Genomic DNA, 23,819 nt, shown 5'->3' with positions numbered 1-23,819 from the left:
ATCGGCATGCCGGCCGACGTACGGTTTTAAGCTCGGCAGCACCCGCTTCTTCTTTTGCTTTTCCCACCATGGACGCCCTTGTACTTGACCACATCAGCAAAAGCTACGGACCCGTGCGGGCGGTGCGCGACGTGAGCCTGCGTGTGCCGCGCGGGGAACTGTTTGGTCTTATCGGGCCCGATGGGGCGGGCAAAACCACCCTTTTCCGCATTCTGGCGACGCTGCTGCTGCCCGACGCGGGTACGGCCACCGTGGCCGGCCACGACACGCGCACGCGCCAGGGCATGCGGGCCATTCGGGAGCTGCTGGGCTATATGCCGGGCCGGTTCTCGCTGTACCAGGACCTTACGGTGGCGGAAAACCTGGACTTTTTCGCGGCCCTGTTCCGCACCACGGTACCTGCCAACTACGAGTTGATTCGGGACATCTACGAGCCGCTGGCGCCCTTCCGGGACCGCCGGGCCGGGGCGCTCTCGGGCGGCATGAAGCAGAAGCTGGCTTTGTGCTGCGCCCTGATTCACAAGCCCGAAGTGCTGCTGCTCGACGAGCCCACCACGGGTGTGGACGCGGTGTCGCGGCAGGAGTTCTGGCAGGTGTTGGCGCAGCTCAAGGCCCGGGGCATCACCATCCTCGTCTCGACGCCCTACATGGACGAGGCCGCCCGCTGCGAGCGGGTGGCCCTGATGCAGGAAGGGCAGGTGCTGCGCGTGGATACGCCGGCCGCGCTGCAGGCCGCCTACCCGGGGCCGCTGTACGCGGTACGGGCCCGCGGCGGCCTGTACCCGCTGCTGCTCAGCCTGCGGGCTTACCCCGACACGCGCACAGCCTACGCCTTCGGAGAGGAGGTTCACCTGAGTTTGCGGCCCGCCCCGCCCGCCGCGGCCGAAGCAGAACTGCGCGGCTACCTAGCCCGAGCGGGCCACGCCGGGGTGCAGGTGCGCCGGCTGATGCCCACCATCGAAGACACGTTCATGGAGCTGCTGGGCACCCGCCCGGCCGCCATTGCCCCCGCCGCCCCATGAGCCAGGCCGAAGCAACCCGGGCGCCAGTGGCTGGCGCGGCGGCCCTACCGGTCATTTGGGCCGAGGGGCTGAGCAAGTCCTTCGGGGCGTTCACGGCCGTCGACGGCATCAGCTTTCAGGTGGAGGCCGGCGAGATATTCGGCTTTCTGGGGGCCAACGGGGCCGGCAAAACCACGGCCATGCGCATGCTCTGCGGCCTGCTCACGCCCACGGGCGGCGCGGCCACAGTGGCGGGCTTCGACGTGCGCCGCGAGCCGGAGGCCATCAAGCGGCGCATCGGCTACATGAGCCAGAAGTTTTCCCTCTACGAAGACCTCACCGTGCGCGAAAACATCCGCTTCTACGGCGGCGTGTACGGGCTGCGCACGGCCGCCATTCGGGCCAAAACCGGGGAGCTGCTGGGCCGGCTGGGCCTGGCGACCGAGCGCGACACGCTGGTGGGCAGCCTGCCGCTGGGCTGGAAACAGAAGCTCGCCTTTTCCGTGGCTCTGCTCCACGACCCGGCCGTGGTGTTTCTCGACGAGCCCACGGGCGGCGTGGACCCCATCACGCGCCGCCAGTTCTGGGACCTGATTTACGAAACGGCCGCGCGGGGTGTCACCGTCTTCATCACCACCCACTACCTCGACGAAGCCGAGTACTGCGACCGGGTATCCATCATGGTCGATGGCCGCCTGGATGCCCTGGGCACGCCGGCCGGGCTGAAGCAGCAGTTTGGGGCGGCCACCATGAACGACGTATTCCTCCACCTGGCCCGGGGTGCCAAAAACCGCGAATGAGCCCGCTATGAAAGCATTCATCATGTTCGTGCGCAAGGAGTTCTACCACATTTTCCGGGACCGGCGCACCCTGCTCATTCTCTTCGGCATGCCGGTGGCCCTGGTCACGCTGTTCGGCTTCGCGCTGACGAACGAAATCAAGAATGCCGACGTGGCCATTCTCGATTTCGACAAAGGTCCTCACGCCCGCCAGGTGCAGGCGCGGCTGCTCTCGTCGGGCTATTTTGGCCTGCGCCACTACCTGAACTCCTACCGGGAGGTGGAAGCCGCCTTCCGCCAGGGGCAAGTGAAGCTGGCGGTGGTGTTTCCGGTGGGATTTTCGCAGGACCTCGACCACCTGGGCCACGCGCAGGTGCAGCCGTGGCCGATGCCTCGGACCAGAACACCGCCACGAGCCTGGTGACCTACGCTACTAGCATCGTGCGCGACTACGCCCGGCAGGAGCTCGCCCCGGCTCCCGGCGCGGCCGGCCCGCAAGTGGAGGCCGTGACCCGGCTGTACTTCAACCCCAGCCTGGAGGCGTCCTTCACCTTCGTGCCGGGCACCATGGCCTTGATTCTGCTGCTCGTGTCGGCCATGCTCACCAGCATCACCATTGCCCGCGAAAAGGAAACCGGGACTATGGAGGTGCTGCTCGTGTCGCCCATGCGGCAGGGGCCCGTCATCCTGGGCAAAATAGTGCCCTACTTCTTGCTTTCCTTCGTCAATGCCCTCGTGATTCTGGGTTTGGGCGTGTGGGTGCTCGGCATGCCGCTGCGGGGCAGCCTGGCGCTGCTGCTGCTCGAAACCCTGCTTTACATCTTCGTGGCTTTGGCGCTGGGCGTGTTCATATCTACCCGCTCGAGCACGCAGCAGGGGGCCATGCTTTTCTCCATTCTGAGTTTGCTACTGCCCACCGTGATGCTGAGCGGCTTCCTGTTCCCGCTCGAAAGCATGCCCGCGCCCCTGCGGGCGGTGTCGCACCTGATTCCGGCCCGCTACTACATCAGCATTCTGAAGGGCATCATGATTAAGGGCCAGGGGCTGCGCGACCTGTGGCGCGAAACCGCCACCCTTATGGCCCTGGCTGCTGGGCTGCTGCTGCTGGCCTTCGGCTCGCTAAAAAACCGGCTGGAGTGAAATTAATGAGTGAATGGGTGAATGAGCGAATGAGTGATTCGCTCTTGTGCACGCCACGAACCTTCGACGAACTGCTTCGACAACTCCATTCCCTCATTGCCTCATTCACCCATTCACCCATTGCCCTATGCGCACCGTTTGGTTTCTGCTCGAAAAGGAATTTCACCAGTTGCGCCGCAACCGCACCCTGCTGCTCCTGCTGCTGCTGGCCCCGGTGGTGCAGCTGCTGGTGCTCGCCAATGCGGCCAACTACGAAATCCGCAACCTCAACCTGGTGGTCGTGAACCATGACCACAGCCCGGCTGCCCAGCGGCTTATTGATAAGTTTCAGTACACGCCCTACTTCCGGCTGGTGGCCGTGCGCGCCTCCGTGCGCGAGGCCGAGCAGGACCTGCTACGCGACCGGGCCGACCTGGTGCTGGTGGTGCCGCGCCACTTCGAGCGGGCCCTGGTGCGCGAGCGCCGGGCCGGGGTGCAGCTGCTGGTCAATGCCCTCAACAGCGTGAAGGCCGGGTTGGCTGGTAGCTACGCGGCCAGCATCGTGCAGGCCTACCAGGACGAGGCCCGGCCCGCCACGGTGCAGGCCGCCCTGGCCGGGCGCGGCGGCCTGGAAGTGGTGCCCGCCTACTGGTACAACCCGCACCTGAACTACAAGACCCTGATGGTGCCAGGGCTGATTTATCAGATTATGACGCTGATTGTCATGTTTCTGGCCACGCTCAACATCGTGCGCGAGAAGGAGCTGGGCACCATCGAGCAGCTCAACGTCACGCCCATCCGCAAGTGGCAGTTCATGCTGGGCAAGCTGCTGCCGTTCTGGCTGGTGGGCTTCTACCAGCTCAGCGTGGGGCTGCTGCTGGCGCGCTTCGTGTTTCAGGTGCCGCTGGTGGGCAGCCTGCCGCTGCTGTACGCCATCACGGCCCTGTACCTGACCGTGCCGCTGGGCATGGGCCTGCTCATTTCGGCCAGCAGCCAGACCCAGCAGCAGGCGCTGTTCGTGGCCTTTTTCTTTCTCATCATATTCGTGCTGCTCAGCGGTTTGTTCACGCCCATCGAGTACATGCCGGCCTGGGCGCAGGCCCTGGACCGGCTCAACCCCTGGCCTACATCATCCAGGTGTCGCGTATGATTCTGCTCAAGGGCAGCACCGCACGCGACGTGGCAGGCCAGGTGGGCGCCCTGCTGTTGCTGGCCGGCGCCGTTAATTCGCTGGCCGTGTGGCGCTATCGCAAAACGTCGGGGTAGGGGTCCCCGGTGCATTTGGCAGGCTTTTATCCCGCGTCGCCGCATCCAAAAAGCCCAGCCAGCTCAATCGCAGCGGATTACACCACGAACGTATCGTGCGGGTGCACGACCAGGGAGCCGGCGCTTAGGCCTTGCCCGTCAGAATCTTGTTCCAGTACATCCACGGCAGGCCGTAGCGCTTGAGCAGCCACATGGAAAACCGCTCCTTGGTCTGGTCGAAGGGGAAGGTGGGCGTGGGCTTGTTGTCGTAGTCGAACTCGGCCAGAATGAGCTTGCCGTAGCCCGTGATGAGCGGGCAGGAGCCATAGCCGTTGTAGGCGTTGTCGGGGGCCAGCACCTTGCTTTTCAGCAGCGACAACAGGTTTTTGACCACCACGGGTACCTGCTTGCGCACGGCCGCCCCGGTTTTGGCATTGGGCGTGGAGGTGGCGTCGCCCAGGCCGAAGATGTTGGCGTAGCGCACGTGCTGCAGCGTGTGCTTGTCCACGTCGACCCAGCCCAGGGGTTGCCGGGTACGGCCAGCGGGCTGTTCTTGATAAAATCCGGGGCGCTCATGGGTGGTACCACGTGCAGCAGATCAAATTTCAAGGTTTCCTCGCCCACCACCTGGCCGTCTTTATAAACGTCGTACACCGCCTCCTGCTGCTCCCCGCGGATTTCCTTGAGGTTGTGCAGAAAGTCGGTTTTGATGCCGTAGCGGTTGACCACCTTTTGCAGGGCATCGGCAAAGGACTTCACCCCGAAGATGACGCTGCCGCCGGAGGTGAGCCGCACGTTAGCCTTGTCCAGCACGCCGTGCTTACGCCAGTAGTCGCTGGCCAGGTACATGATTTTCTGCGGCGCCCCGCCGCACTTGATGGGCGTGTTGGGGGCCGAAAACAGGGCCGTGCCGCCCTTGAAGTTCTTCACGCACTCCCAGGTATACGGGGCCAGGCTCGTAGCCGTAGTTCGAGCACACGCCGTTTGTGCCCAGCGCCTCCTTCGCGCCTTTAATCTTGTCCCAGTCCAGCTGGATGCCTGTGCAGACGACAAGGTAGTCGTAGCTCAGGCGCTGGCCGCTCGCGGTGACCACGGTATTGGCATCGGGCTCGAAGCTGGCCGCCGCGTCCTGCAGCCATTTGGCGCCCTTGGGGATGTAGTCCGCCTCGGCGCGCTCGGTGTCTTTGATGTCGTAGGCCCCGCCGCCCACCAGCGTCCAGGCCGGCTGGTAGTGGTGCTTGGCTGAGGGTTCGAGGATGGCCACGTCGAGGCGGTGGTCGGCCCGCAGCAGGCTGGGCCGCGAGCGAAAGGCCCGCGTTGCCGCCGCCCACCACGAGCAGCTGATGGTGCCGGGAAACAGGAGATGCAGTCATGGTCGGGAGGGGTTAGTGAGGGAGTGAGCGCAAGGCACGCATGAACGTATTAACACGTGAACACTTATTCATGTAACTTGAGTTCTCTCACCAATTAGTTTCCTCCCGCTTTGTCGCCAATAGGTTGTTAGCTCCGCCAACGCCTAACATAAAGTGTTGGGGAACAGTATTTAGGCAACTCCGGAAGCAAGAAAGCTTCCCTCAGGAGCGGGGCCTTTAAAGAAGACTTTCTCTACACGAATGGCCGCCTCCCAGCTTGATGTTGTGCGGCAAATAGCAGCCGGCTCATACCAAGCCGAACGGCGCCGGCCGGGGCAGCTGCCGGCGCGGGCCCTCGTATCGGTCACGGGCGGGCAGTACATGCGGCGCTGAATAACCAGTGCCGAAACCACCGTCAGCCCCCAATGGCGGCCAGTGCCGTCGCTAAGCCAAAGGCATCGGCCAGCAGGCCGGTGAGCAGGGCGCCGATGGCGTAGCCCGCGTCGCGCCAGAAGCGGAAGATGCCCACGCTGTGCGCCCGCTGCGGGAGCGGGGCGTACTCGGCTACGGCCGCCAGAAACGTGGGATACACCAGGGCCGTGCCCGCCCCCAGCAGGGCCGCCAGCAGCAGAAAGGCGGGGTAGGCATCGGTGAACAGCATGGCCAGCAGCACCACGCCCTGCAGCAGCATGCCCCAGAATAGCAGGTCTTTCTTGCACAGTCGGTCGGCCAGCGGGCCGGTGATAAGTTGGCCCAACCCCCACACGGCCGGGTACACCGCGGCCACGGTGCCAATCTGCGTCAGCGTAAAGCCCTTGCTGCCCAGCAGCATCGGCAGCAGGCCCCAGACCATGCCGTCGTTGAGGTTATTAACCAGGCCGGCTTGTGTGACCGAGCCCAGGTTGGGCTGGCGCCAGGTAACGTCCCAAAACGAGAGGGCGGCCCGGCCGGAGCGGCCGGAAGCTGCGCAGCCTCCAGCGCGACGTGGTGGCGGGTGTCGCGCACCCCCAGCGAGCTCAGCAGCCCCAGTACGGCGATGCCGATGCCCAGGTAAAAAGGGTAGGGGCGCAGGCCGTACTCGGTGGCCAGCCAGCCCGAGGCAAAGGCCGTGGCGGCCACGGCTAGGTAGCCGGCCGACTCGTTCAGGCCCATGGCCAGGCCGCGCTGCCGGGGACCGACGAGGTCAATTTTCATGACCACCGTGCTCGACCAGGCCAAGCCCTGGTTGAGGCCCAGCAGCACATTAGCGGCAATCACCCAGCCCCAGCTCGGCGCCCAGAGCAACAGCAGCGGCACGGGAAGGCCAAATAGCCAACCGATTAGCAACAGGTTTTTCGCCCAATCTGATTCGCCCAGGCCCCGGCGTAGTAATTGGCCACGGCCTTGGTGAGGCCGAAAACCACGATAAAAGAGAGAATGGCCGAGCGAGCCACCAGGTGAAACTCCTGCTCCGCCAGCCGGGGCAGTATGCTGCGCTCCAGCCCCACCATGCCGCCCACAAAGGCATTGACCAGAACCAGCAGGCTGAACTGCCGCCAGTTTTCGCGCAAACCAAGTTGAGGAGTGCTCATGAAAAGAATGGAATGGGGTGTATTACGGATGCACGATGGCCCAGCCCTGGGCCTGCCGGATAATCAGCTCGCCATTGCCGCTGGGCACGAAAGAGAGGAAAGGCCACAGCTCCTCCTTGGTCACCTTGCGCTCGCGCATGGTGTTCAGGCACTGGGCCAGGATGACGCCCTTCTCCTTCAGGGCCAGGCTCGGCTTCGTAGGGCTGGTCGCGGCGGAAGACGGTGATGCCGCCGCCGAAGGCTACCACCAACCTGCAGCTTGCCCTTGAGGCGCGGGTCCTGCAGCGCGTTGCTGATGTTGCGCAACGTCATTTTTATCAGCTTGGGGTCGTCGCTGTCGAGCCTGGTAAATGGCGTTGTACTGGGCTTTGTCGGCCGTGGCGCCCTGAAACGTGCCTTTCTGGAAAGCAAGCTGGTCGGCGCTGGGTTTGGCCGTTTGGGCGGTGGCGGCGAGCGTCGCGCCGGTCAGTAGCAGCGCGGTTAGCAGGGGGCGAAGAGTTAGCATGGCAAAGGTGGAATGTGGGTGGATGGGAACAGGCCGGGGCCTAAAAATCGTAATTCAGGATGAAGTTTAGCTGGTGAAAATCAACTTTGTTCACGATGTAGCGGTCATCGCCGTAGGTCTTGCCCAGGGCCCCCTTGTATACGTAGAGCAGCTGCCCCCGCAGGCCCCGCGCCCAGCCTGCAAACGGGTAGCTGAGCGAGGAATTGAGCTGGCGATAGGAAGGCATTCCGTACTTATTCAGGGCAACTTCGCGCACATCGGGCAGGTAGTAATGGCCGTAGCCAACCTCCGCTTTCAGCCCCGGCACCTGGGCAAACGTGCGGCCGGCCAGCAGCGCGGCCGCGTCGAGCCCGCCGTAGCCTTCTTCCCGCTCGCGGGGCAGGAAGGTGTAAAACGCCTCGCGGCCCCATTCGCGTGGAAACAGGAAGCGCCCGGTCCGGGTAATACGGGAGTAGTTGGCGCTCAGGCTCCAGGGCCCTCGCTGGTAGCCCAGGCGGGCGCTTAGGGCGTGGGCCTGGCGGCCGGGAGAGCTGTAGGCCCGGCGTGGGTCGGCGTTGCCGCCATTGCCCACCGTGCGCTGGTAGTGGTACTGCGCGCCCAGGCTGAGCTGGCCCGCGCCCACCGCCCGGCCGGTGGTGGCTTCCGCGAAAGAACTGTTGAACAGGTTGTCGGCGTAGTAGTTCCAGGCCTGCAAGCGGGTGCGCGGCCCCACTTGCCGGCTCAAGCCCACGATGCCCAGCCCCGGCTGCTCAGGTGCCCGGCGTAGCCGGCCCGCTGGCCGGTTTCGTCCACGCCGGTGGGGTACAGGCCAATGGAACTGGCCGCCGACGCCCAGTCCGAGGTGGAACGCGTGGCAATCTTCGTGAGCCAGCCGGCCGTGAGGGCGGTGCTTTTCAGCTCGTTGATTTCCAGCCACAGCCCTTGGGCATAGTTCGGGCTCAGGCGGCCATCCTGCGGGTTGAGCAAAGGCATCACCAGCAGCTGCCGTCCAAAGGTGGCGGTCGAGTGCCGCCAGCGGTAGCGCACGAACAGCTCCTCGGGCCGGCCCGTGAGCTGGCGGCGCCCGGGGTCTGTCACATCAAACAGGCCCGCCTCGAAGCGGCTCACGGCTCCCGTGGCGGGCTCGGGCGTGGCCAGGTCGTTGGAGGCCAGGTTCGCCCAGAAAACCCGCCTGCTCCCAGCTGAAAGCCGTGCAGCGGCGCCGTCTCAAACCGCGCCCCGGCCCCGAGGCCATTGGCGTAGTAGTCGGGACCGTTGCCCCGATTGACGGTGGCCATGAAGTAGTTGCGCACCCGCCCATGCCACTGGCCGCGCACAAAAGCTTCGGCCAGCGTATGCGCTTTCACGGTATCGGCCGAAGCCGGGGGTAGGTCAGGAGCTGGCTACGCCCGGTGATGGGTCGCGCAGGGGCGGGCTCGGCCTGCTGCGCCCGTGCGGCAACCGAAACCAGGAGCAGGCCGGTCACGCAGTAACGCAGGAGGCGGGTCATCAAAATGGATGGTTAGTTGGCCTTGGCGGGCTGGGGGTGGGCGTCCTCTATGGGCTGATAGGGGCCGTACTTGTGCTGCTGCTCGGAGAAAGCATCGGTATAAGGCCCAAAGGGATGGTCCACCGGTTTTTTGCTGATGTCGGGCCAGTCGTGCGGCGTTTTCAGATGGGGGCGGGGCTGCGAGTTGACGAAGGCCGCCACGTCCCAGGCCTGCTTGTTGGTGAGCTGCGGGTGGTCAAACGTGGCCCCGAAGGGCATGGCCGCTTTCACGTACTTGGCCAGGTTGCTCACCCGAAACAGGCCCGCGCCGTCGTTGTAGCTGTCGGGGCCCCATAGGGGTGGGTACTGGTAGCCGGTGTTATCGGCCAGCTTCTGGCCTTGGCCAGATGGGCCGTGGCAGCTCTGGCACTTGGCCGCAAACACGGCTTTGCCAATGACCGGGTCGGCGGCCCGGTCGAGGTAGGGCAGCTTCACGAAGCCTGTGCCGTACACCTTTTTCCTTTGGGAATGCCCTGGCCCAACCACTTGATGTAGGCCACAATGGCTTGCATCTCGCGGCTGCTGTCGGGCACGGCGCGCCCGTTGAGGCTGCGCTCCATGCAGTCGGCCACCCGCTTTTCAATGCCTTCTACCGAGCCCGAACGAGCGCGCATTTTGGGGTAGGTGGCGGCCACGGCCAGGTAGTTGTTGGCGAAGCCCTGGGTGCCGGCCTGCAGGTGGCAGTTCTGGCAGTTCATGCCGTTGGTGAGCTGGGCCACCGAGCCGCGCAGCCCCAGATACTGCGCTGTGTGGGCAATCAGCTCGCGCCCGTAGCGAATCTGGCGGCCGGCCGCCGTGTGTGGAATGGTGGCCGTGTCCGGCGCCGGCGTGGCCGGGCGGTGGTAGCTGCCCGCCGGGGGCGGCCCCTGCGTCGCTTCATCCTCCACCGCTACCGGCGCGGGCGGGGTCTTGGGCCCGTAGAGCTGTGTGATGACAACCACGACAACCAGCACCACGGCCGCCGTCAGCAGCATCAGCAGGCGCACCAGTTGGGGCAGCTTGAGCCCCCGTTCTTCCGTGGGTTCCATGGCGAAGGCTGTGAGAAGGTTTGAATGTTGAGTGTTGAATGTTAAGTTTTGAATGTTGAATGGATTTCGTTTTTCTCCAACTCATCCCTCAAAACTCAACACTATAAATCATCACTATTTTAGTGGGGCAGTTTTTCGCGCAGGGCGCTGTAGGTCCAGGTGCCGGCCAGCGCGGCCAGAATGAGTATGGCAGCCGAGCCGACGCCGCTGCCCGCTGGGCAAACAGGGGGCCGGGGCAGGCGCCGGTCAGGGCCCAGCCGAGGCCGAAGATGATGCCGCCTATCCAGATGCCGTGGTTGAACTTCTTGTCGGCAATGACGATGGGCTCGCCGGTAATGGTCCTGAGGTGGTTGCGCTTGATAATTTGGATGGAAATCAGCCCCACCAGGATGGCCGAGCCGATGACCCCGTACATGTGGAAGCTCTGGAAGCGGAACATCTCCTGAATCCGAAACCAGCCGATGACTTCACTTTTGGTGAGGATGATGCCGAAGAGCGTGCCCAGCACCAGGTATTTGAGGTATTTCATATCGAGTAATTGAGTTCGGGGTTGGAAATGCGGGTGGCCCGCAGGCGCACCACGCTGGCCGGTCCGGCGTGGCAGCGGCCTTCGTGCAGCACCACACCCACCTCGTGGTTTTCGAGCAGGGTCAGACTGGCAAAGTCGCCGGCCAGTGTGGCCGGCTCGTAGAGCAGCTCCGCTGACTTGGGGCCACCCGAAGGCAGGCCCAGGCTGCCGGGGGCCGAAGGCCTCGAGCAGCAGGTGTCCACCGGGGGCCAGGCTAGCGGCGGCCGCGGCGTGCACGGCCTGGCGGTCGGCCGGCGGCAGGTGGGCGTAAATCAGGCCCACGGCGTCGTAGTAGCCGGGGCGCTGCCAGCCCAGGGCCGTGAGGTCGGCCACCTGGTAGTCGAGGCGCACGCTCTGGGCAATGGCAAGGCGCAGGGCCTTGGCCCGGCCCTCGTCGCTGAAGTCCACGGCCGTGACCTGCCAGCCGCGCCGGGCGGCGTACACGGCGTTGCGGCCCTCGCCCTCGGCCAGCAGTAGCAGGCGGCCGGGCGGCAGCGTATCGAGCTGCTGGCGGAAGTAGGCGTTGGGCTGGGTGCCGTAGGCGTAGGCTTCCTCCGAGTAGCGGGCGTCCCAGAAATCGACGGCACCCGGGGCAAGAGCTTCCATAACCTGTGATTTAAAGAGTTAAAACATCAAAGGGTAAATGACCCACGTCATAAGCAGGCCGCCGGCAAAAAAGCCAATAACGGCCACCAACGACACCCACTGCAGGTTCGAGAGGCCCGAGATGGCGTGGCCCGAGGTGCACCCCGGCGTAGCGCGTGCCGAAGCCGACGAGGAAGCCGCCAAGCACCAGAAACACCCAGCCCTTCCAGTTGGCGAGGTTCTCCAGGGCAAACAGCTCGCGCGGGAGCAGGCCGGTGAAGTCGGTGAGATGCATCTGGGCTTTGAGGTCACGCACGGTTTCCGGCGAGATGCCCACCACGTCGGGGTGGCCCATGAGCCGGTAGCCGATGAAGCCGCCCAGCGTGATGCCTAGCACGAACACCAGGTTCCAGAGCTCGGCCCGCCAGTTATAAGTCAGAAAGGGGATGCCGGCCGGCAGGCAGGCGGCGCACACGTGGCGCAGTGAGGAGCTGATGCCCAGGGCCTTATTACCCACGAGCAGCAGGGCGGGCACCGTCAGGCCAATCAGGGGCCGGCCACGTACCAGGGCCAGGGTTGTTGCAGGAGTTCAAGCATGAAAATTAAAGTCGTAAGCAGATAAGCTGATTATTTGGTCGTTAGTGGCTCCGGCCAGTCGAGCACCCCGCCAAGCAGGTTGGCTACCTGCGCGAAGCCCGCCGTGGCGAGCTGGCCGGCGGCGTTGGCCGAGCGGGCTCCGCTGCGGCAGTACACGTAGGTGGGCCGGGTGTTGTCCAGCTTCGCGATGCGTTGGGCAAAGTCGGGTGCAGTGACTTCGATGTTGACAGCCCCGGGCAGGTGGCCGGCGGCGAATTCGTCGGGCCGGCGCACGTCCAGCAGCACCGCGCCGGGTTGGCGCAGGCCCTCGGCAAACTGCGCGGACATCAGGTTTTGAAAAGCGGGGGCGGAAGATTTACGAAAACCGAACATGGGTAAAAGCATCAGAAGTGAAAGGGAAAGCGTGAGCAGCAGGCGCCTGGGTCCCGGCACGGCGGCCGGGACCCAGGCGCATACCCATCCGCTTAGTGCACCAGGGCTGCTGGCTGGAAGGACTTCACCGCCTCGCTCAAATCGAGCACCTTGGTGCCGGGCAGGGCATTGGCTACGATGCTGCACCCTGCCGCCGAACGGTAGCCGCCGGCGCAGTGTACCACCACGGGCTTAGCGGTCGGAATTTCCTTGGCCCGCTCGCGCAGCTCCGGAAGTGGAATGTTGAGCGAACCGTCGAACAGCGGCTCGTCGCGGTGTTCGGTGGCGCTGCGGATGTCCACGACGGTATAGTTTTCAGGGTGCTGGCGGAAGGCGTCCACGTCCAGCACGGGCAGCGTCGCCGCGGTGGCCGGCGTGCCGACCAGGGCTCCCTTAATAAGAGCTTCGTAGCCGATTTTGGCAGTTTTCTGAATCAGGTCTTCCCGCGTGGCCTCGTCGGCCGCGATGAGATAGAACGACTCCTGCGGCCCCACCAGTGAGCCCAGCCAGGTTTCAAACTTGCCGCCCTGCTGGATGTTGAGGGCGCCTGCCACGTGGCCTTTTTGAACTCGGCTTCGGGGCGCGTGTCCACGACCACCGCGCCGGCTTCCAGCGCCGCACCGGAAGCCAGACGCCGCACCTGCTGCACGCTCGAAGCGTAGGCCGGCGCGCCGGCTTTGTTGAGGGCCACGTCGTAGCCGAAGTACTTGGGAATGAAGGGCTGGTCGGCGAGCAGGCTCGTTGACAAAGGCTTCCTCGCTGAGCGGGCGCAGCATGGGGTTACCGATTTTCTCGGCCCCGATGGTGCTGCTGTTGGCCCCGCTCAGGGCCTTGCCGCAGAGCGAGCCCGCGCCGTGAGCCGGGTACACCAGCACGTCGTCGGCCAGGGGCATGAGCTTTTCGCGCAGGCTGTGGTACATCTGCTTGGCCAGCTCCTCGCGCTTGGCCATGATGTTGCCGGCCTTTTCGCGCAGGTCGGGGCGGCCCACGTCACCGATGAAGAGCGTGTCGCCGGTGAACACGGCCACGTCTTTGCCCTCGCGGCTGAGCACGATGCTGATGGAGTCGGGCGAGTGTCCGGGGGTGTTCAGAGCCCGGAATGTCAGCTTGCCCACCGTAAAAGAGTCGCCCTCGTCGAACGCCTCGTGAGCGTAATCGGCCCCGAGCAGCTTGCTCACGCGGATGGTGGCGCCGGTGGCCTGGGCAATTTCCAGGTGGCTGCTCACGAAGTCGGCGTGGGGGTGGGTTTCAATAACGCTCACAATCTTGGCGTCGTGGGCCTTGGCGAAGTCGTAGTAGGGCTGCGGGTTGCGGGCGGGGTCGATGAGCACGATTTCGCGGGCGCACTCGCTCAGGATGGCGTAGGAAAATTGGGCCAGGCCCTTGTCTTCAAACTGTTCGACTTTCATGGTTTTCAACGAAAAAGGGTGAGAGAAGCGGGTGAGAAAAAGCGGGAAACCGGTGGTTAAACGTGGTGAAACAGCAGCTCTTTGGCGAGGATGAACGTGCCCATGGCCAGCGTGAACCACCCGAAGGCCGGCTTGAGCTTGGCCCCGGGAATGAAGCGGGCCAGGTAGGTTCCTAGTACGATGCCGACCAGGGCAAAAGACAGAAAACCAAGCAGAAAGGTCCAGGCAATGGGCGTGCCGGCGCTCAAATCGCCGGTGAAGCCGATGAGCGAGTTCAGGGCGATGATTGCCAGGGAGGTGCCCACGGCCAGCTTCATGGGCAGGCGCGCCCCGAGCACCAGGGCCGGGATGATGAGAAAACCGCCGCCCGCGCCCACGAAGCCCGTGAGCGTGCCCACCACCAGCCCGATGGTGAGAATAAGCGGGTAGTTGAAGGCATGCGGGAAGTGCAGCTCCTCGTCGAGCACTTCTTCGGCCTGCTTGCTGCGAATCATCGACGCCGCGGCCACCACCATGAGCACGGCAAAAGCCACGAGCACGAGCAAGTCTTTGGTGAAGACGATGCTGCCGGCGGTGAACAGCACGTGCGGGATGGCCGGCATGAGCACCTTGCGCACCAAGAACACCGCCAGCAGCGAAGGAATCAGAAAGACCACGGCCGTTTTCAGCGACACCAGGCCCTTGCGGAAGTAACCCGAGGCGCCCACCACCGAGGTGCTGCCCACCACAAACAGCGAGTAAGCCGTGCTCAGCACCGGGCTCACGCCCATCAGGTACACCAGCACGGGCACCGTGAGGATGGAGCCGCCCCCGCCCATGATGCCGAGCGAAAGGCCAATAAATATGGCAGCGAAATAGCCGAAGTAGTGCAGCATGGAAAAGAGCAGAGCGAACGTATGAATTTATGATGGGGTGTTCATGTATTGCGGCAAAAAAGCTGCACCCCTTACAGGAAGGTACACCCGGCCAGGCACTGAATCACGTCGATGACCTCGCGCATCTTCAGGGCATAAAAGATATTCTTGCCCTCGCGGGTGCTGCTCAGAATGCCCTTGAGCTTCATGCCCGAGAGGTGGTGCGAAAGCAGGCTCTGCTCAACGCTGAGCTTTTCGCTGATTTCCGACACCGACAGGCTTTCCTGCGCAGCCAGCAGCTGCACGATGGCAATGCGGGTAGGGTGGGCCGTGGTTTTGAGTATAAAGGCCACCTTCTCCATCTTCTCGATAGAGAGGCCCATATCAACGGAAACGGGGGAGGCAGCAGGCATCATAACGGGGTCAAATGTATGAACAACTTTTCATACGTACAATCGTAAGCCCCCAATAAGTTCACGGACTTCCAGCATTTTCTTTAAAGCCTGCTCTTTATAATCAGCATGAAAGACACCCCGCGTTGGGCTAAAAGGCCCTTGGACTGCCTGATGGCAGCTTTCGTGCTCGGGGGAGCGAGCCTGCTGCTGGCGGGCTGCGACCCGGCTCCGCGGCAGCAGGAAAAAGCCGCGCCGGCCGCGCGCCGGGCTTCCGGCAGCTTCACCATCCTGCACACCAACGACATCCACGGCCGGCACCAACCCTTCGCGGTGGCCCCCGGCAACGCCACGGCCCAGACCGGCGACCCCGGCCGCCCGCCGAGTTCGTTTGAGCTCGCGGGCACTGTGGGCGGCTTTGCCCACCTGGCCACGGCCATCGCCCGGGCGCGGGCGCAGCGCGGGGCGGCCAACGTGCTGCTGGTGGACGGGGGCGACACCTTCGGCGACGACCTGCTGGGCAACCTCACCAGGGGCGAAGCTGTTATTCGGCTGATGAACGCCCTGGGGTATCAGTTCATGGCCCTCGGCAACCACGACTTCGAGTACACAAGCGCCCGCACCCAGGAGTTGCAGCAGCTGGCCCATTTCCCCATGCGCGGGGCCAACGTGACGGACAAGGCCACGGGCCAGCCCTTCCTCGGCGACCCCACCACGGTGATTACCGCTGGCGGGGTGCGCGTCGGGCTGCTGGCCCTGGCTTACCACAACACCCACCTGACCGGCAACCCCACCAACACCCAGGACCTCGCCTTCGGCAGCGGGCTGGAGGCCGCCCGCCGCTGCCTGCCAGCTCTGCGCAGCCGCGCCGACGTCGTCGTTGTGGTCTCGCACCAGGGCACCAGAGTGGACGAGCAGGCTGGCCCGCGAGGTGCCTGGCATCGACCTCATCGTAGGCGCGCACTCCCACGACCGCATCACGCCCCCGCGCCGCATTGGCTCAACGTGGATAGTGCAGGCGCTGTCCGACGCGGCCGTGCTCGGCCACCACGGTGCGGGTGCAGGCGGGCAGGATTACGAAAGTGGAGGGGTGGCCCCACGCTCTGGGCCACCGAATACCCGGCTGACCCCGCCGTGGCCCGGCTGGTCGATTCGCTGCGGGCCCCGCACCGCGCCCGGCTGGAAGAGGTTATCGCCACCGCCACCGGCCGCATTGGCCGGCATTATAAGTCGGCCAGCCCCTTCGACCAGCTGGCCGGCGAGCTGCTGCGCGAGGCCACCGGCGCCGAGCCTGGCCTTCCTGCCCGGCGTGGGCTACGGCGTATCATTGAGCCCGGCCCCATCACCCGCGAAATGCTCTACACCCTGCTGCCGCACCCTCCAAGGTGGTGATGCTGGAGCTGACCGGCGCGCAGGTACTACAGCTGCTGGAGCAAACGGCTACCAACCAGAACCCCAGCAATGACCTGGCCCGAGTGGGCGGCCTGCTGCAAACCAGCGGCCTGGACTGGTCGGCTAACCTGAACCGGCCCACAGGCCAGCGCGTGGATGGAGTACAGGTAAACGGAAAGCCGCTTGACAGACAGCGCCGCTACCGGGTCGTCACCCACAACGGCATGCTCAGCGGCATTCACCGCTATGCCACCTTTGCTCAAGGGCAGCACATCCAGAAGCTGAGCCAGGGCGTGACGGAGGTAGTGGAAGCCGGGCTGCGCCGGCGGGGCTCAATAAGCCCGCCCGTAATGGCGCGGGTTCTGGTTGTGCCGGCGAAGTAGAAAAGGTAACTTAGACCAAGGCGCTTTTTATCCCGGGCTTTGGCGCGGCTTGTTAGCTCGTATTTTTCGTACCCCTTGGCATCCGAAATCACACCCCAATTCACTTTCCCCATGAGACACCTGGAGCAGCATCGCACCCATCGGATTGGCTGGCTGCGGGCCGCCGTCCTCGGCGCCAATGATGGCATTATCTCGACGGCCAGCCTGGTCGTGGGAGTCGCCGCGGCCCATGCCTCGCGCGATAGTGTGCTGGTGGCCGGCGTGGCGGGGCTGGTGGCGGGGGCCATGTCGATGGCTACGGGCGAATACGTCTCCGTCAGCTCCCAGGCCGATACCGAAGCCGCGGACCTATCGCGCGAGCAGGAGGAGTTAAAAAACAATTCCGCCTTCGAGCACCAGGAGCTTGCCGCCATCTACGTGGAACGCGGAGTGGAGCCGGCCCTGGCGGAGAAGGTGGCCGCCCAGCTTATGGCCCGCGACGCGCTGGGCACCCATGCCCGGGAGGAGTTGGGCATTTCCGAAACCATGACGGCCAACCCGATTCAGGCCGCGCTGGCGTCGGCCGCCACTTTTACCGTGGGTGCGGCCCTGCCGCTGCTCGTTATCCTGGTGGCCCCAGCAGCCTACCTAAGCTGGACGGTTTCGGTTACCTCCCTGTTGTTTCTGGGCGCGTTGGGCGGGCTGGCAGGTTACGTAGGGGCTCCAGCGTGCTTAAATCGGCGGTTCGGGTGACCTTCTGGGGCGTGCTGGCCATGGCCCTGACGGCATTGGTGGGTACTTTCTTCAACGTGACGCCCTAACGGGAATGAAAAATGGAGGGGCGGAGGGTCCGGATTACTCTGCCACTTGGTGCTCAACAAGCGGCTTTTTCGGGTAGGGGCTCCCCGCCGGGCGGCCTCTATTCCGTCAGCCTTTGTGCCTTTGGCTTGGTTGCATTTCAGCAATAGGGTGCACCTTTGCATCCAGTACCGCTGTCTATGTCCCGTTTCCTGTCCCATTTGCTGTTGCTGCTCTATGCGGGGGTTTACCTGCATTGCCAGCCCCTGCCTGCCCGGGGCGCAGCAACGGAAACGGACTTCGTAGCCCCCAGGGACAGTCCCGCACCAGCTTCTGCCAAAAGAAGCTGCAAACCGAGCAGGTGGCCCCGCAGGCGGCTAAGCAGCAGGTGTCTCAGGAAAAGCTGCCGCCGCTGGATCTGGCCCTTGGCGCTGACTTCGGAGACCTGTATTTCGGCCTGCTGTTTCCGGCCGGGCAGCCCACCATCAACCCAGCCCGTGGCCCCGACTTGGCCCGCGCGCAGGCTTTCGCCAACCACCCCAACAAGGCTCCGCCCGTCCGCTTTTCTTAGGAAAGCGTGAAGTGGAGCCGGGTCTGTACCCGGTTAATTGCCCCAAGGTGTTGGGGTGATAACCGGTTTTTTACGCCCTGACCGGCCCGCCGCCTTGTGTGGCACCCTTAGTTGTCGCGACTCCCGGCCCGCCGGGCAGCCCCGCCTTTTCCTGAGAGCCCCAGCAAATCTGCCTTTCAACTGGCCGGCTACCCCCTGCGTACCCGGCCCGGATTTCTGTCCTGACTTCTCGCAGCCATGCTTTCTTCTTATCACCTGACCCGCGGGCATATGCCACCTAGCCGCTGGCTGCTGGGCGCCACGCTATTGCCGGCGACGACGCCCCGGTGCCGCCTGCCCACTGCGGCCGTATTTGCCCGCCTCGACTAGGCCCCCAGAGCCAGGTTATCCGGGTGCACGACGGCCGCACTCAGAGTGTGCCACTGCGACGGGGCCAGGCTGCTGAGTCGCTACACAGTGTAAGTTCTCGGCCCGCTCAATCCGGGCGATGCACTGCTGCGCGAAGCCTCCGACCAGGTGGCTGACGGTCAGCCCGTCACCGTGGCCCCATCCAGGCCCGCAGGCCCTTTACAAATGAAACTTTGTTCATATTAACTTTGTCACCCTTTAAAATCCCCTAACCATGAATCGCAAGACCCTCACCTCCTGGTTGCCGCTGGCATTGTTCGCCCTCGTCCTGCTTACGCCACTGCGCCCCATCGTGCTCGGCGGTGTGCAGCGAGCTCTGCTGGCCACCGGCCTCTGGAAAGCCGAAGTGCCCGCCACTACGCCCCCGCCGACATGCCGGTGATACTTACCGGCGGAGCCTACCCCCACAACCTGCCCCTGGTCACGCTCGACGGTAAGGCCGTGAACCTGAGCGACCTGAAAGGCAAGGTGGTATTCGTGAATCTGTGGGCCGCCTGGTGCCCGCCCTGCCGCGCCGAGATGCCCGGCATCGAAGCCTTATATAAGAAGGTTGATAAATCGAAGGTGGCCTTCTTAATGCTCTCGCTTGACGACGATGCAGCCAAGGCCCGGAAGTTCGTGCAGGCTCAGGGTTACACCTTCCCCGTGTATATGCGCACCGGCGACCTGCCCGCCCCTTTGACTCCAACGCCATTCCCTCCACCGTCATCCTTGGCCCCGATGGGCAGGTGGCAGCGCGCCACGAGGGCATGGCGGAGTATGATACGCCCGAATTCAAGGCCTCGCTGGAGCAGCTGGCCAAGTCGGCCCGCTAGGCTCTTTTAAGCAGGAAACTTCCTCAACCGGGCGGGGTGGCAATGGCTGCTCCGTCCGGTTTGCGTTAGGTGGGTGCCCCCCTCTGAAACACGACCCAAACAGCCCGCTGGGCCATTTGCCTGCTCGGAGAGTTAGCGTGCAGGGGGATTGGTAATCCGCGGTTTTGTTGACCGTGGAAGTCCATTTGCCACGCGAAGCCGCTCATTAGTCATCTCCTCCGTATTTTCTGCAGAGTTTTACTTTTCGTCGAAGATGAGCCCAGGCTGGTTTCGTTGCGGGCCACCCGGACCTGCGCCGAGCACCGGGCCACCAAGGCGCCGATGCCGTGCTCCTTGTGCACTACGCCCGCCGCCTGGCGGGCCAGCGTTAGCAGCCCTTCCTCATCCAGGCTTTGTACGTAGCCGGTGGCCCGGGCCGGAACCAGCTGGCTGCGTAGCACTTCGGCCGGCTCGGGTAGGCTCTGCGCCGGCTCCGGCTCGGCGGCCTGCGTCAACTGGTTGGGGAAAAGGCGGCTAATGGCCGCGGCCACCATGAGCGTCGGCACAAACCACAGGCTGGCGTTGAAATTCTGCCACAGGGTGCGGAGTTGGTTCATGTCTGCATAGGTACTGCCGGGCCCGAGTAACGTTGTAGCACCCGGCCGCCGGTCGCGGTTTAGTGCCCGCTGTCGGCGGCGTCCTCGCCCGTGCTCAACCCCAGCTTTTTGACAAGCGGCCCGATGGTCAGGCCCTGCACGATGATGCTGAAGACAACCACTACGTAGGTGACACCCACAATCAGGTCGCGGGGCATGGAGTCGGGCAGCGATAGGGCCAGGGCCACGGAAATGCCGCCCCGCAGCCCACCCCAGGTCAGCACCCGCAGGGTTTGGCGGTCGAAGGTAGCGGCGGCGCAGCAGCGTCAGCGGCAAACCCACCGACGCCCACCGCGCCGCCAGCACCACCACGATGGTGACCACCCCCACCAGCAGCGTGGTGCGGCTGATGTCGAGCACCAGCATTTCCAGGCCGATGAGCACGAAGAGCACCGCGTTGAGTATCTCGTCGAGTAGCTCCCAGAACTTGTCGAGGTACTCGCGCGTCTCGTCCGACATGCCCAGCTCCCGGCCCTTGTCGCCCACAATCAGCCCCGCCACCACAATGGCCAGCGGGCCCGAGGTGTGTAGAGCCGCGGCCAGGGCTGTGCCGCCCATTACCAGGGCCAGGGTAATCATCACCTCCACCTGGTAGTTGTCGATGCTGCGCAAGGCCCAGAACGTGACGTAGCCCAGCACGGCCCCCAGCAAGATGCCGCCCACGGCTTCCTGCAAAAACAGCTGGCCGATGACGGCGGGGGTGGCGTGCTCCGCCCCGAATTGAGCAATCTGAAACAAGCTCACAAACACCACCACGGCAATGCCGTCGTTGAAGAGGGACTCGCCCACAATGCGCATTTCCAGGCGCTTGTCGATGCGGGCGGCCTTGAGAATGCCGAGCACGGCAATCGGGTCGGTGGGGGAGATGAGCGCCCCAAACAGCAGGCAATAGATGAAGTTGGTGGGCAGCCCGAACAGCGGCAGCAGGTAGTAAAATGCCGTGCCAACCAGGGCCGTGGAGAGCACCGTGCCGGCCGTGGCCATGGTCCCCACGGCCAGACCCTCGCGGCCCAGGGCGCGCACGTCGACGTGCAGCGAGCCGGCAAACAGCAGAAAGCTTAGCATCACCTGCATGAGCACGCTGTGAAAGTCAATGGCCCGCACCAGCCGGCTGGCGGTCAGCACCCAATCCACCCCGAGCTTGCCCAGCCCAATGGCCAGCAGCGACGACACCAGGGCCAGTACCATCAGCCCGATGGTGCCCGGCAGCTTCAGAAACCGGTGGTTGATATAGCCAAAGACGGCCGCTATCACCAGAAGCAGGGCCAGGGTATTGTATAATTCCATTCAAGAGTTACCGATGAGCTACCCGCTAAGACGCGGATAGTAGCAGGAGGGTTGGAAAGTCCCCGCGCGCAGTCCGGCCTCTCAGTCAAAGGCGTGCGCTGCAGCCGATTTTTGTGCAGATACCGGAAGCGGCCAGAGCCGAAATAACCGGGGCCTGGCACGGAAGCCAAAGCTACCCTTCAGGCGGTCCCGTTAGCTCAATTTATTGCCCTACTCTGCCTGGGGTATCTCCACGGTGAACGTGCTGCCGCTGCCCTCGGCGCTCTGCACCGAAATCGTGCCGTGGTGTCAGTCGACGATGGTCTTGCACAAGGCCAAGCCCAGGCCCGTGGTGGGCTTCCCGCTCAGCCCTGGGCTGCGGGCCTTGCCGAAGCGCTCAAACAAGTGGGGCTGCAAGTGGGCCGGAATGCCTATCCCTGGTCGCGGACTTGGAAGCGCACGCAGCCCGGGCACTCTTCTACCTGCACGCCATCGGGCGTGAACTTGAAGGCATTGCTTACCAGATTGGTCAGCACCTGCACATCCTGGCGGGTTGGCTACCCGCGGGCACGGCAACTTCTTCTGCCAGGAACTGCGCAATCTGCTGCACTATTGCGAACGAGCCGCTCAGGTAGTAGGACAGGATTTCCAGCACCGCATTTTTCCGCGCGTTGAAGGCGTCCGCGGCGTGCTGATGGCGCTTTGCGGCGCTGATGTCGCGCAGGGACCCAATGACCATCGGGCGGCCGGAGCCGTTGCGGCGCTGCAGGCGGGTTTCCAGCGCGAACGACGTCAGGGAACGGTACCAGAGAGCTTCATGCAGCGCCGCCCAGTCGTCGCGGTGGGCGGGGTGGGCGGGGTGGGCAAGGTCCCGGATGGGGCGCCCCACCAGGTCCTCGGGCGCCTGCAGGCCGAGCATGGCGACCAAGGCGGCGTTGGCCTGTTGAATCAGTAGGTTGGCGTCGATGATATTATGGCCGAGCGGCTAGAATGGGTGTGCTCGCCTGGCCTGCTTTCGAGCCCACCCGAAACACTATAAGGCAGCCTCTACTAATGTACCGGCTGGGCCGGCTTTGCGGGTACTCTGGTTCGGCCAGTAGCCTTGGTGCAGGGCCCTGATAAAAAACACGATGGGCTGCATGGGGGAGGCGTCGCCCAGGGCGTTGAGCAGGAACTCTCCCTCCTTGGCCGTCAGGGAAACCGAATCCACGCATCGTCCGGCCCGGAGGATGACGATGTCCCAGGGGTGAACCGACTGCACCAGCAGCGCGGTGTAGTCCCGGCTGAGGTAGGCTTCTAATTTTTGCAGGGTCCTGTGCATAACCGAGCGAAATATAATGGCCTAAAATTACAGTTCAGCTAGCATATATATAAATATTTCTCATTCTCCGGGCTTAAGGCTTCGTTTACTTGGAGACCATAACATATCACTCGAATAATACAAAAAATGCCCGCTCTTTTGAAGCGGGTATTGCCTTAGAAAATCAGTGTTACTGACTTAATTGAGTCGTACGGCGGCGTATTATATTGCTTGAGTACAGGAACCGATTCTCCCATTGTAGCTGGTTGTTTAGGGGGTTCATGACGCCAAATGCCAGAGTGGTGTATGCTCGCGCGCGGAAGATAAAACGAGCGCTGACCCGGGCCATGGATAGTCGCGAAACGCGCCGCTCGGATTTCGGTCTTTTCAAGCTGATGGGCTGACACCGGTCCATTCCTGAAGTGGGGCGGAAAACCCGGCCTACCGCGCGCCGTTTCCGCGTGAAATCGGAAAGCCACGCGCGAAAACCGCACCTTACTGGCCCCGCTGCGAAAAAGAGGCCCGGCTGTGGGCTGCCGGTCCGGGCAGGGGCAGGCCCAGTCGGGCGCAGTGCGCGCACTCGAGCCAGCCCCAGGGGATGCCAGCGATGCGTTGGGGCTCGGGGATGGCGTGGGCCACCGGGCATTGGGCGTGAGAGTGATAGACCACTCCGGCGTTGCGGTTGCGCGAATAAAAGGGTAGGAGCGAGCCATAGCGTCTACTACGGGCGGGGTACTCGTTTAGTTCGAGCAGGGTGGGGGCACCTCCTTGCTTTGTCATCTATCACCGAGTCGGGCTGGGGTCGTGCGGGAACGGTTACACGGCGGCGTACAGCCCCGGCTGGGCGCCCGGCAGACCCCTCAAATCAAAACGGCATCGTTTTCCAGCTACCTGCGTATTTCCCTTTCGTTACCTGAAAAAGAGGCGTGCCGATGGACCGCTCCTATTTTGCTCCTCCGGACGCCTCCCTGCCCGAAACTTAGCCAATGGCACGCGCCAGGCGGCAGCGCCATGCCGAGTGGGGCATCGCCATTGCGCGCCTGGGCGGCACCGAGCCTACCCCAAGCTTGCTGGCCGAATTCCAGGCCTACATCGACGGAACCGGGCGCCTGGACGAGTTGCAGCAGGAAAGCCTCAGGTGGGCCCCGCGCAGCGTGTACTCCGCCGTGTCCCATCGCGAACAGTTCGCCGGGTAGCACCAGGCTGGTCTATCCGGGAGTCCTGAGATTAAAAGCTGCCCCGGCTTCAGTGGGCCTCAGTGCCATGATAGTGGTGCGGTGCAGGCAATTCTTGGGCAGACGTTGCGGAGGGTCTTCACTGCCAGGTGT

The 23,819-nt window shown here is 64.0% G+C and carries 36 protein-coding genes and 3 pseudogenes; 14 read left to right on the top strand and 25 right to left on the bottom strand.

Annotation, left to right across the window (positions count from 1 at the left end):
* Positions 1–68 precede the first annotated feature (68 nt).
* From ACFQT0_RS29790 to ACFQT0_RS29765, 6 genes are all read left to right on the top strand, one after another.
* Positions 69–1,022, top strand: a complete 954-nt coding sequence (locus tag ACFQT0_RS29790) for an ABC transporter ATP-binding protein (RefSeq protein WP_380207037.1) — start codon at positions 69–71, stop codon at positions 1,020–1,022.
* On the top strand, positions 1,019–1,801 hold the full coding sequence (locus ACFQT0_RS29785) for an ABC transporter ATP-binding protein (RefSeq protein WP_380207035.1): 783 nt from the start codon (positions 1,019–1,021) through the stop codon (positions 1,799–1,801). The genes ACFQT0_RS29790 and ACFQT0_RS29785 overlap by 4 nt, the downstream gene beginning before the upstream one ends.
* A gap of 7 nt (positions 1,802–1,808) precedes the next feature.
* Positions 1,809–2,204 (top strand): ABC transporter permease, encoded by a 396-nt coding sequence (locus ACFQT0_RS29780; RefSeq protein WP_380207033.1) that lies wholly within the window; start codon positions 1,809–1,811, stop codon positions 2,202–2,204.
* Positions 2,201–2,920, top strand: a complete 720-nt coding sequence (locus ACFQT0_RS29775; protein ID WP_380207031.1) for an ABC transporter permease — start codon at positions 2,201–2,203, stop codon at positions 2,918–2,920. Before ACFQT0_RS29780 ends, ACFQT0_RS29775 begins: the two co-directional genes overlap by 4 nt.
* Before the next feature lie 127 nt (positions 2,921–3,047).
* On the top strand, positions 3,048–4,049 hold the full coding sequence (locus ACFQT0_RS29770) for an ABC transporter permease (protein ID WP_380207030.1): 1,002 nt from the start codon (positions 3,048–3,050) through the stop codon (positions 4,047–4,049).
* Positions 4,037–4,165 carry a hypothetical protein gene (locus ACFQT0_RS29765; protein ID WP_380207028.1) on the top strand — a complete coding sequence of 43 codons (129 nt, stop codon included), beginning with the start codon at positions 4,037–4,039 and terminating at the stop codon, positions 4,163–4,165. Before ACFQT0_RS29770 ends, ACFQT0_RS29765 begins: the two co-directional genes overlap by 13 nt.
* 124 nt (positions 4,166–4,289) lie before the next feature.
* Here ACFQT0_RS29765 and ACFQT0_RS29760 read toward each other — a convergent pair whose 3' ends face one another.
* From ACFQT0_RS29760 to ACFQT0_RS29660, 21 genes and pseudogenes are all read right to left on the bottom strand, one after another.
* A complete protein-coding gene (locus ACFQT0_RS29760) occupies positions 4,290–4,538 on the bottom strand; it encodes a hypothetical protein (RefSeq protein WP_380207026.1) in 249 nt (82 codons plus the stop codon).
* Positions 4,511–5,074, bottom strand: coding sequence for a hypothetical protein (locus ACFQT0_RS29755; RefSeq protein WP_380207024.1), 564 nt, complete (start codon positions 5,072–5,074; stop codon positions 4,511–4,513). The genes ACFQT0_RS29760 and ACFQT0_RS29755 overlap by 28 nt, the downstream gene beginning before the upstream one ends.
* Entirely contained in the window at positions 4,965–5,408 is a 444-nt protein-coding gene (locus ACFQT0_RS29750; protein WP_380207022.1) for an NAD(P)/FAD-dependent oxidoreductase, read from the bottom strand. The genes ACFQT0_RS29755 and ACFQT0_RS29750 overlap by 110 nt, the downstream gene beginning before the upstream one ends.
* Positions 5,409–5,911: 503 nt before the next feature.
* Positions 5,912–6,349 carry an MFS transporter gene (locus tag ACFQT0_RS29745; RefSeq protein WP_380207020.1) on the bottom strand — a complete coding sequence of 146 codons (438 nt, stop codon included), beginning with the start codon at positions 6,347–6,349 and terminating at the stop codon, positions 5,912–5,914.
* Positions 6,298–6,792 carry an MFS transporter gene (locus tag ACFQT0_RS29740; RefSeq protein WP_380207018.1) on the bottom strand — a complete coding sequence of 165 codons (495 nt, stop codon included), beginning with the start codon at positions 6,790–6,792 and terminating at the stop codon, positions 6,298–6,300. Before ACFQT0_RS29740 ends, ACFQT0_RS29745 begins: the two co-directional genes overlap by 52 nt.
* Positions 6,793–6,815: 23 nt before the next feature.
* Positions 6,816–7,067, bottom strand: coding sequence for a hypothetical protein (locus ACFQT0_RS29735; RefSeq protein ID WP_380207016.1), 252 nt, complete (start codon positions 7,065–7,067; stop codon positions 6,816–6,818).
* Between the two features lie 22 nt (positions 7,068–7,089).
* Complete coding sequence (locus ACFQT0_RS29730) at positions 7,090–7,206, bottom strand: hypothetical protein (protein WP_380207015.1); 117 nt, start codon at positions 7,204–7,206, stop codon at positions 7,090–7,092.
* Positions 7,207–7,308: 102 nt separating this feature from the next.
* Entirely contained in the window at positions 7,309–7,572 is a 264-nt protein-coding gene (locus tag ACFQT0_RS29725; RefSeq protein ID WP_380207013.1) for a hypothetical protein, read from the bottom strand.
* A 40-nt stretch (positions 7,573–7,612) separates the two neighbouring features.
* Complete coding sequence (locus tag ACFQT0_RS29720; RefSeq protein ID WP_380207011.1) at positions 7,613–8,296, bottom strand: hypothetical protein; 684 nt, start codon at positions 8,294–8,296, stop codon at positions 7,613–7,615.
* Entirely contained in the window at positions 8,293–8,679 is a 387-nt protein-coding gene (locus ACFQT0_RS29715) for an OprD family outer membrane porin (protein WP_380207010.1), read from the bottom strand. Before ACFQT0_RS29715 ends, ACFQT0_RS29720 begins: the two co-directional genes overlap by 4 nt.
* The gene (locus tag ACFQT0_RS29710; protein WP_380207009.1) at positions 8,676–8,918 is read right to left on the bottom strand and encodes a hypothetical protein; all 243 of its coding nucleotides are present in this window, start codon (positions 8,916–8,918) and stop codon (positions 8,676–8,678) included. The genes ACFQT0_RS29715 and ACFQT0_RS29710 overlap by 4 nt, the downstream gene beginning before the upstream one ends.
* A complete protein-coding gene (locus ACFQT0_RS29705; protein ID WP_380207008.1) occupies positions 8,915–9,061 on the bottom strand; it encodes a hypothetical protein in 147 nt (48 codons plus the stop codon). The genes ACFQT0_RS29710 and ACFQT0_RS29705 overlap by 4 nt, the downstream gene beginning before the upstream one ends.
* A 12-nt stretch (positions 9,062–9,073) precedes the next feature.
* Positions 9,074–9,553 carry a c-type cytochrome gene (locus ACFQT0_RS29700; protein ID WP_380207006.1) on the bottom strand — a complete coding sequence of 160 codons (480 nt, stop codon included), beginning with the start codon at positions 9,551–9,553 and terminating at the stop codon, positions 9,074–9,076.
* On the bottom strand, positions 9,532–10,128 hold the full coding sequence (locus ACFQT0_RS29695) for a c-type cytochrome (RefSeq protein WP_380207005.1): 597 nt from the start codon (positions 10,126–10,128) through the stop codon (positions 9,532–9,534). Before ACFQT0_RS29695 ends, ACFQT0_RS29700 begins: the two co-directional genes overlap by 22 nt.
* Positions 10,129–10,247: 119 nt before the next feature.
* Positions 10,248–10,657 (bottom strand): annotated as a pseudogene (locus tag ACFQT0_RS29690) (DUF6691 family protein).
* Between the two features lie 288 nt (positions 10,658–10,945).
* Positions 10,946–11,302: pseudogene (locus ACFQT0_RS29685) on the bottom strand (class I SAM-dependent methyltransferase); the annotation flags it as partial.
* A gap of 18 nt (positions 11,303–11,320) precedes the next feature.
* Positions 11,321–11,878: pseudogene (locus ACFQT0_RS29680) on the bottom strand (YeeE/YedE family protein).
* Between the two features lie 30 nt (positions 11,879–11,908).
* Positions 11,909–12,205, bottom strand: coding sequence for a rhodanese-like domain-containing protein (locus ACFQT0_RS29675; protein WP_380207003.1), 297 nt, complete (start codon positions 12,203–12,205; stop codon positions 11,909–11,911).
* Between the two features lie 137 nt (positions 12,206–12,342).
* Positions 12,343–13,698, bottom strand: a complete 1,356-nt coding sequence (locus tag ACFQT0_RS29670) for an MBL fold metallo-hydrolase (RefSeq protein ID WP_380207001.1) — start codon at positions 13,696–13,698, stop codon at positions 12,343–12,345.
* A gap of 56 nt (positions 13,699–13,754) precedes the next feature.
* Positions 13,755–14,573, bottom strand: a complete 819-nt coding sequence (locus tag ACFQT0_RS29665; protein WP_380206999.1) for a sulfite exporter TauE/SafE family protein — start codon at positions 14,571–14,573, stop codon at positions 13,755–13,757.
* A gap of 71 nt (positions 14,574–14,644) precedes the next feature.
* A complete protein-coding gene (locus ACFQT0_RS29660; RefSeq protein WP_380206998.1) occupies positions 14,645–14,935 on the bottom strand; it encodes an ArsR/SmtB family transcription factor in 291 nt (96 codons plus the stop codon).
* A 183-nt stretch (positions 14,936–15,118) separates the two neighbouring features.
* Here ACFQT0_RS29660 and ACFQT0_RS29655 point away from each other — a divergent pair, with 183 nt between their 5' ends.
* The 7 genes from ACFQT0_RS29655 (at position 15,119) to ACFQT0_RS29625 (ending at position 19,300) form a co-directional block, all read left to right on the top strand.
* On the top strand, positions 15,119–16,336 hold the full coding sequence (locus ACFQT0_RS29655) for a bifunctional metallophosphatase/5'-nucleotidase (protein ID WP_380206996.1): 1,218 nt from the start codon (positions 15,119–15,121) through the stop codon (positions 16,334–16,336).
* Positions 16,336–16,719, top strand: a complete 384-nt coding sequence (locus ACFQT0_RS29650; protein WP_380207326.1) for a 5'-nucleotidase C-terminal domain-containing protein — start codon at positions 16,336–16,338, stop codon at positions 16,717–16,719. The genes ACFQT0_RS29655 and ACFQT0_RS29650 overlap by 1 nt, the downstream gene beginning before the upstream one ends.
* Positions 16,720–16,830: 111 nt before the next feature.
* Positions 16,831–17,451: a VIT1/CCC1 transporter family protein gene (locus tag ACFQT0_RS29645; protein WP_380206995.1), complete on the top strand. Its 621-nt coding sequence runs from the start codon at positions 16,831–16,833 to the stop codon at positions 17,449–17,451.
* A gap of 301 nt (positions 17,452–17,752) precedes the next feature.
* Entirely contained in the window at positions 17,753–18,067 is a 315-nt protein-coding gene (locus tag ACFQT0_RS29640; protein WP_380206993.1) for a hypothetical protein, read from the top strand.
* Between the two features lie 237 nt (positions 18,068–18,304).
* On the top strand, positions 18,305–18,436 hold the full coding sequence (locus ACFQT0_RS29635) for a hypothetical protein (RefSeq protein ID WP_380206992.1): 132 nt from the start codon (positions 18,305–18,307) through the stop codon (positions 18,434–18,436).
* Positions 18,437–18,689: 253 nt separating this feature from the next.
* Positions 18,690–18,857, top strand: a complete 168-nt coding sequence (locus ACFQT0_RS29630; protein ID WP_380206990.1) for a hypothetical protein — start codon at positions 18,690–18,692, stop codon at positions 18,855–18,857.
* Positions 18,848–19,300 (top strand): TlpA family protein disulfide reductase, encoded by a 453-nt coding sequence (locus ACFQT0_RS29625; RefSeq protein ID WP_380206989.1) that lies wholly within the window; start codon positions 18,848–18,850, stop codon positions 19,298–19,300. The genes ACFQT0_RS29630 and ACFQT0_RS29625 overlap by 10 nt, the downstream gene beginning before the upstream one ends.
* A gap of 199 nt (positions 19,301–19,499) precedes the next feature.
* On the opposite strand, the gene ACFQT0_RS31820 is transcribed toward ACFQT0_RS29625, so the two are convergent.
* The 4 genes from ACFQT0_RS31820 to ACFQT0_RS29600 all read right to left on the bottom strand — a co-directional run bounded on the left by ACFQT0_RS31820 (position 19,500) and on the right by ACFQT0_RS29600 (position 23,271).
* Positions 19,500–21,212, bottom strand: a complete 1,713-nt coding sequence (locus ACFQT0_RS31820; RefSeq protein WP_449272103.1) for a cation:proton antiporter domain-containing protein — start codon at positions 21,210–21,212, stop codon at positions 19,500–19,502.
* 508 nt (positions 21,213–21,720) lie between these two features.
* A complete protein-coding gene (locus ACFQT0_RS29610; protein WP_380207322.1) occupies positions 21,721–22,158 on the bottom strand; it encodes a PAS domain-containing protein in 438 nt (145 codons plus the stop codon).
* A 66-nt stretch (positions 22,159–22,224) separates the two neighbouring features.
* Positions 22,225–22,512, bottom strand: coding sequence for a hypothetical protein (locus tag ACFQT0_RS29605; protein ID WP_380206987.1), 288 nt, complete (start codon positions 22,510–22,512; stop codon positions 22,225–22,227).
* Between the two features lie 474 nt (positions 22,513–22,986).
* A complete protein-coding gene (locus tag ACFQT0_RS29600; RefSeq protein ID WP_380206985.1) occupies positions 22,987–23,271 on the bottom strand; it encodes a hypothetical protein in 285 nt (94 codons plus the stop codon).
* Between the two features lie 206 nt (positions 23,272–23,477).
* Between ACFQT0_RS29600 and ACFQT0_RS29595 the strand changes: the two genes are divergently transcribed.
* Entirely contained in the window at positions 23,478–23,687 is a 210-nt protein-coding gene (locus ACFQT0_RS29595; protein ID WP_380206983.1) for a hypothetical protein, read from the top strand.
* Positions 23,688–23,819: the final 132 nt, after the last annotated feature.

The sequence above is a fragment of the Hymenobacter humi genome (genome assembly GCF_042665855.1).
GTDB classification, from domain to species: domain Bacteria; phylum Bacteroidota; class Bacteroidia; order Cytophagales; family Hymenobacteraceae; genus Hymenobacter; species Hymenobacter humi.
Note: the sequence above shows the minus strand (reverse complement) of the source record. Positions and strands in the feature narration are given on the sequence as shown.

What these genes read in the sequence shown, in the direction of transcription:
- ACFQT0_RS29670 (WP_380207001.1), bottom strand. Translation starts at nt 13,698, where the DNA reads ATGAAAGTCGAACAGTTTGAAGACAAGGGCCTGGCCCAATTTTCCTAC.
- ACFQT0_RS31820 (WP_449272103.1), bottom strand. Translation starts at nt 21,212, where the DNA reads ATGGAATTATACAATACCCTGGCCCTGCTTCTGGTGATAGCGGCCGTC.
- ACFQT0_RS29645 (WP_380206995.1), top strand. Translation starts at nt 16,831, where the DNA reads ATGAGACACCTGGAGCAGCATCGCACCCATCGGATTGGCTGGCTGCGG.
- ACFQT0_RS29790 (WP_380207037.1), top strand. Translation starts at nt 69, where the DNA reads ATGGACGCCCTTGTACTTGACCACATCAGCAAAAGCTACGGACCCGTG.
- ACFQT0_RS29725 (WP_380207013.1), bottom strand. Translation starts at nt 7,572, where the DNA reads ATGCTAACTCTTCGCCCCCTGCTAACCGCGCTGCTACTGACCGGCGCG.
- ACFQT0_RS29675 (WP_380207003.1), bottom strand. Translation starts at nt 12,205, where the DNA reads ATGTCCGCGCAGTTTGCCGAGGGCCTGCGCCAACCCGGCGCGGTGCTG.
- ACFQT0_RS29695 (WP_380207005.1), bottom strand. Translation starts at nt 10,128, where the DNA reads ATGGAACCCACGGAAGAACGGGGGCTCAAGCTGCCCCAACTGGTGCGC.
- ACFQT0_RS29735 (WP_380207016.1), bottom strand. Translation starts at nt 7,067, where the DNA reads ATGAGCACTCCTCAACTTGGTTTGCGCGAAAACTGGCGGCAGTTCAGC.
- ACFQT0_RS29705 (WP_380207008.1), bottom strand. Translation starts at nt 9,061, where the DNA reads ATGACCCGCCTCCTGCGTTACTGCGTGACCGGCCTGCTCCTGGTTTCG.
- ACFQT0_RS29605 (WP_380206987.1), bottom strand. Translation starts at nt 22,512, where the DNA reads ATGCACAGGACCCTGCAAAAATTAGAAGCCTACCTCAGCCGGGACTAC.
- ACFQT0_RS29635 (WP_380206992.1), top strand. Translation starts at nt 18,305, where the DNA reads ATGCTTTCTTCTTATCACCTGACCCGCGGGCATATGCCACCTAGCCGC.
- ACFQT0_RS29600 (WP_380206985.1), bottom strand. Translation starts at nt 23,271, where the DNA reads ATGACAAAGCAAGGAGGTGCCCCCACCCTGCTCGAACTAAACGAGTAC.
- ACFQT0_RS29665 (WP_380206999.1), bottom strand. Translation starts at nt 14,573, where the DNA reads ATGCTGCACTACTTCGGCTATTTCGCTGCCATATTTATTGGCCTTTCG.
- ACFQT0_RS29595 (WP_380206983.1), top strand. Translation starts at nt 23,478, where the DNA reads ATGGCACGCGCCAGGCGGCAGCGCCATGCCGAGTGGGGCATCGCCATT.
- ACFQT0_RS29730 (WP_380207015.1), bottom strand. Translation starts at nt 7,206, where the DNA reads ATGCGCGAGCGCAAGGTGACCAAGGAGGAGCTGTGGCCTTTCCTCTCT.
- ACFQT0_RS29780 (WP_380207033.1), top strand. Translation starts at nt 1,809, where the DNA reads ATGAAAGCATTCATCATGTTCGTGCGCAAGGAGTTCTACCACATTTTC.
- ACFQT0_RS29650 (WP_380207326.1), top strand. Translation starts at nt 16,336, where the DNA reads ATGCTGGAGCTGACCGGCGCGCAGGTACTACAGCTGCTGGAGCAAACG.
- ACFQT0_RS29625 (WP_380206989.1), top strand. Translation starts at nt 18,848, where the DNA reads ATGCCGGTGATACTTACCGGCGGAGCCTACCCCCACAACCTGCCCCTG.
- ACFQT0_RS29785 (WP_380207035.1), top strand. Translation starts at nt 1,019, where the DNA reads ATGAGCCAGGCCGAAGCAACCCGGGCGCCAGTGGCTGGCGCGGCGGCC.
- ACFQT0_RS29660 (WP_380206998.1), bottom strand. Translation starts at nt 14,935, where the DNA reads ATGGGCCTCTCTATCGAGAAGATGGAGAAGGTGGCCTTTATACTCAAA.
- ACFQT0_RS29655 (WP_380206996.1), top strand. Translation starts at nt 15,119, where the DNA reads ATGGCAGCTTTCGTGCTCGGGGGAGCGAGCCTGCTGCTGGCGGGCTGC.
- ACFQT0_RS29770 (WP_380207030.1), top strand. Translation starts at nt 3,048, where the DNA reads ATGCGCACCGTTTGGTTTCTGCTCGAAAAGGAATTTCACCAGTTGCGC.
- ACFQT0_RS29745 (WP_380207020.1), bottom strand. Translation starts at nt 6,349, where the DNA reads ATGGTCTGGGGCCTGCTGCCGATGCTGCTGGGCAGCAAGGGCTTTACG.
- ACFQT0_RS29630 (WP_380206990.1), top strand. Translation starts at nt 18,690, where the DNA reads ATGAATCGCAAGACCCTCACCTCCTGGTTGCCGCTGGCATTGTTCGCC.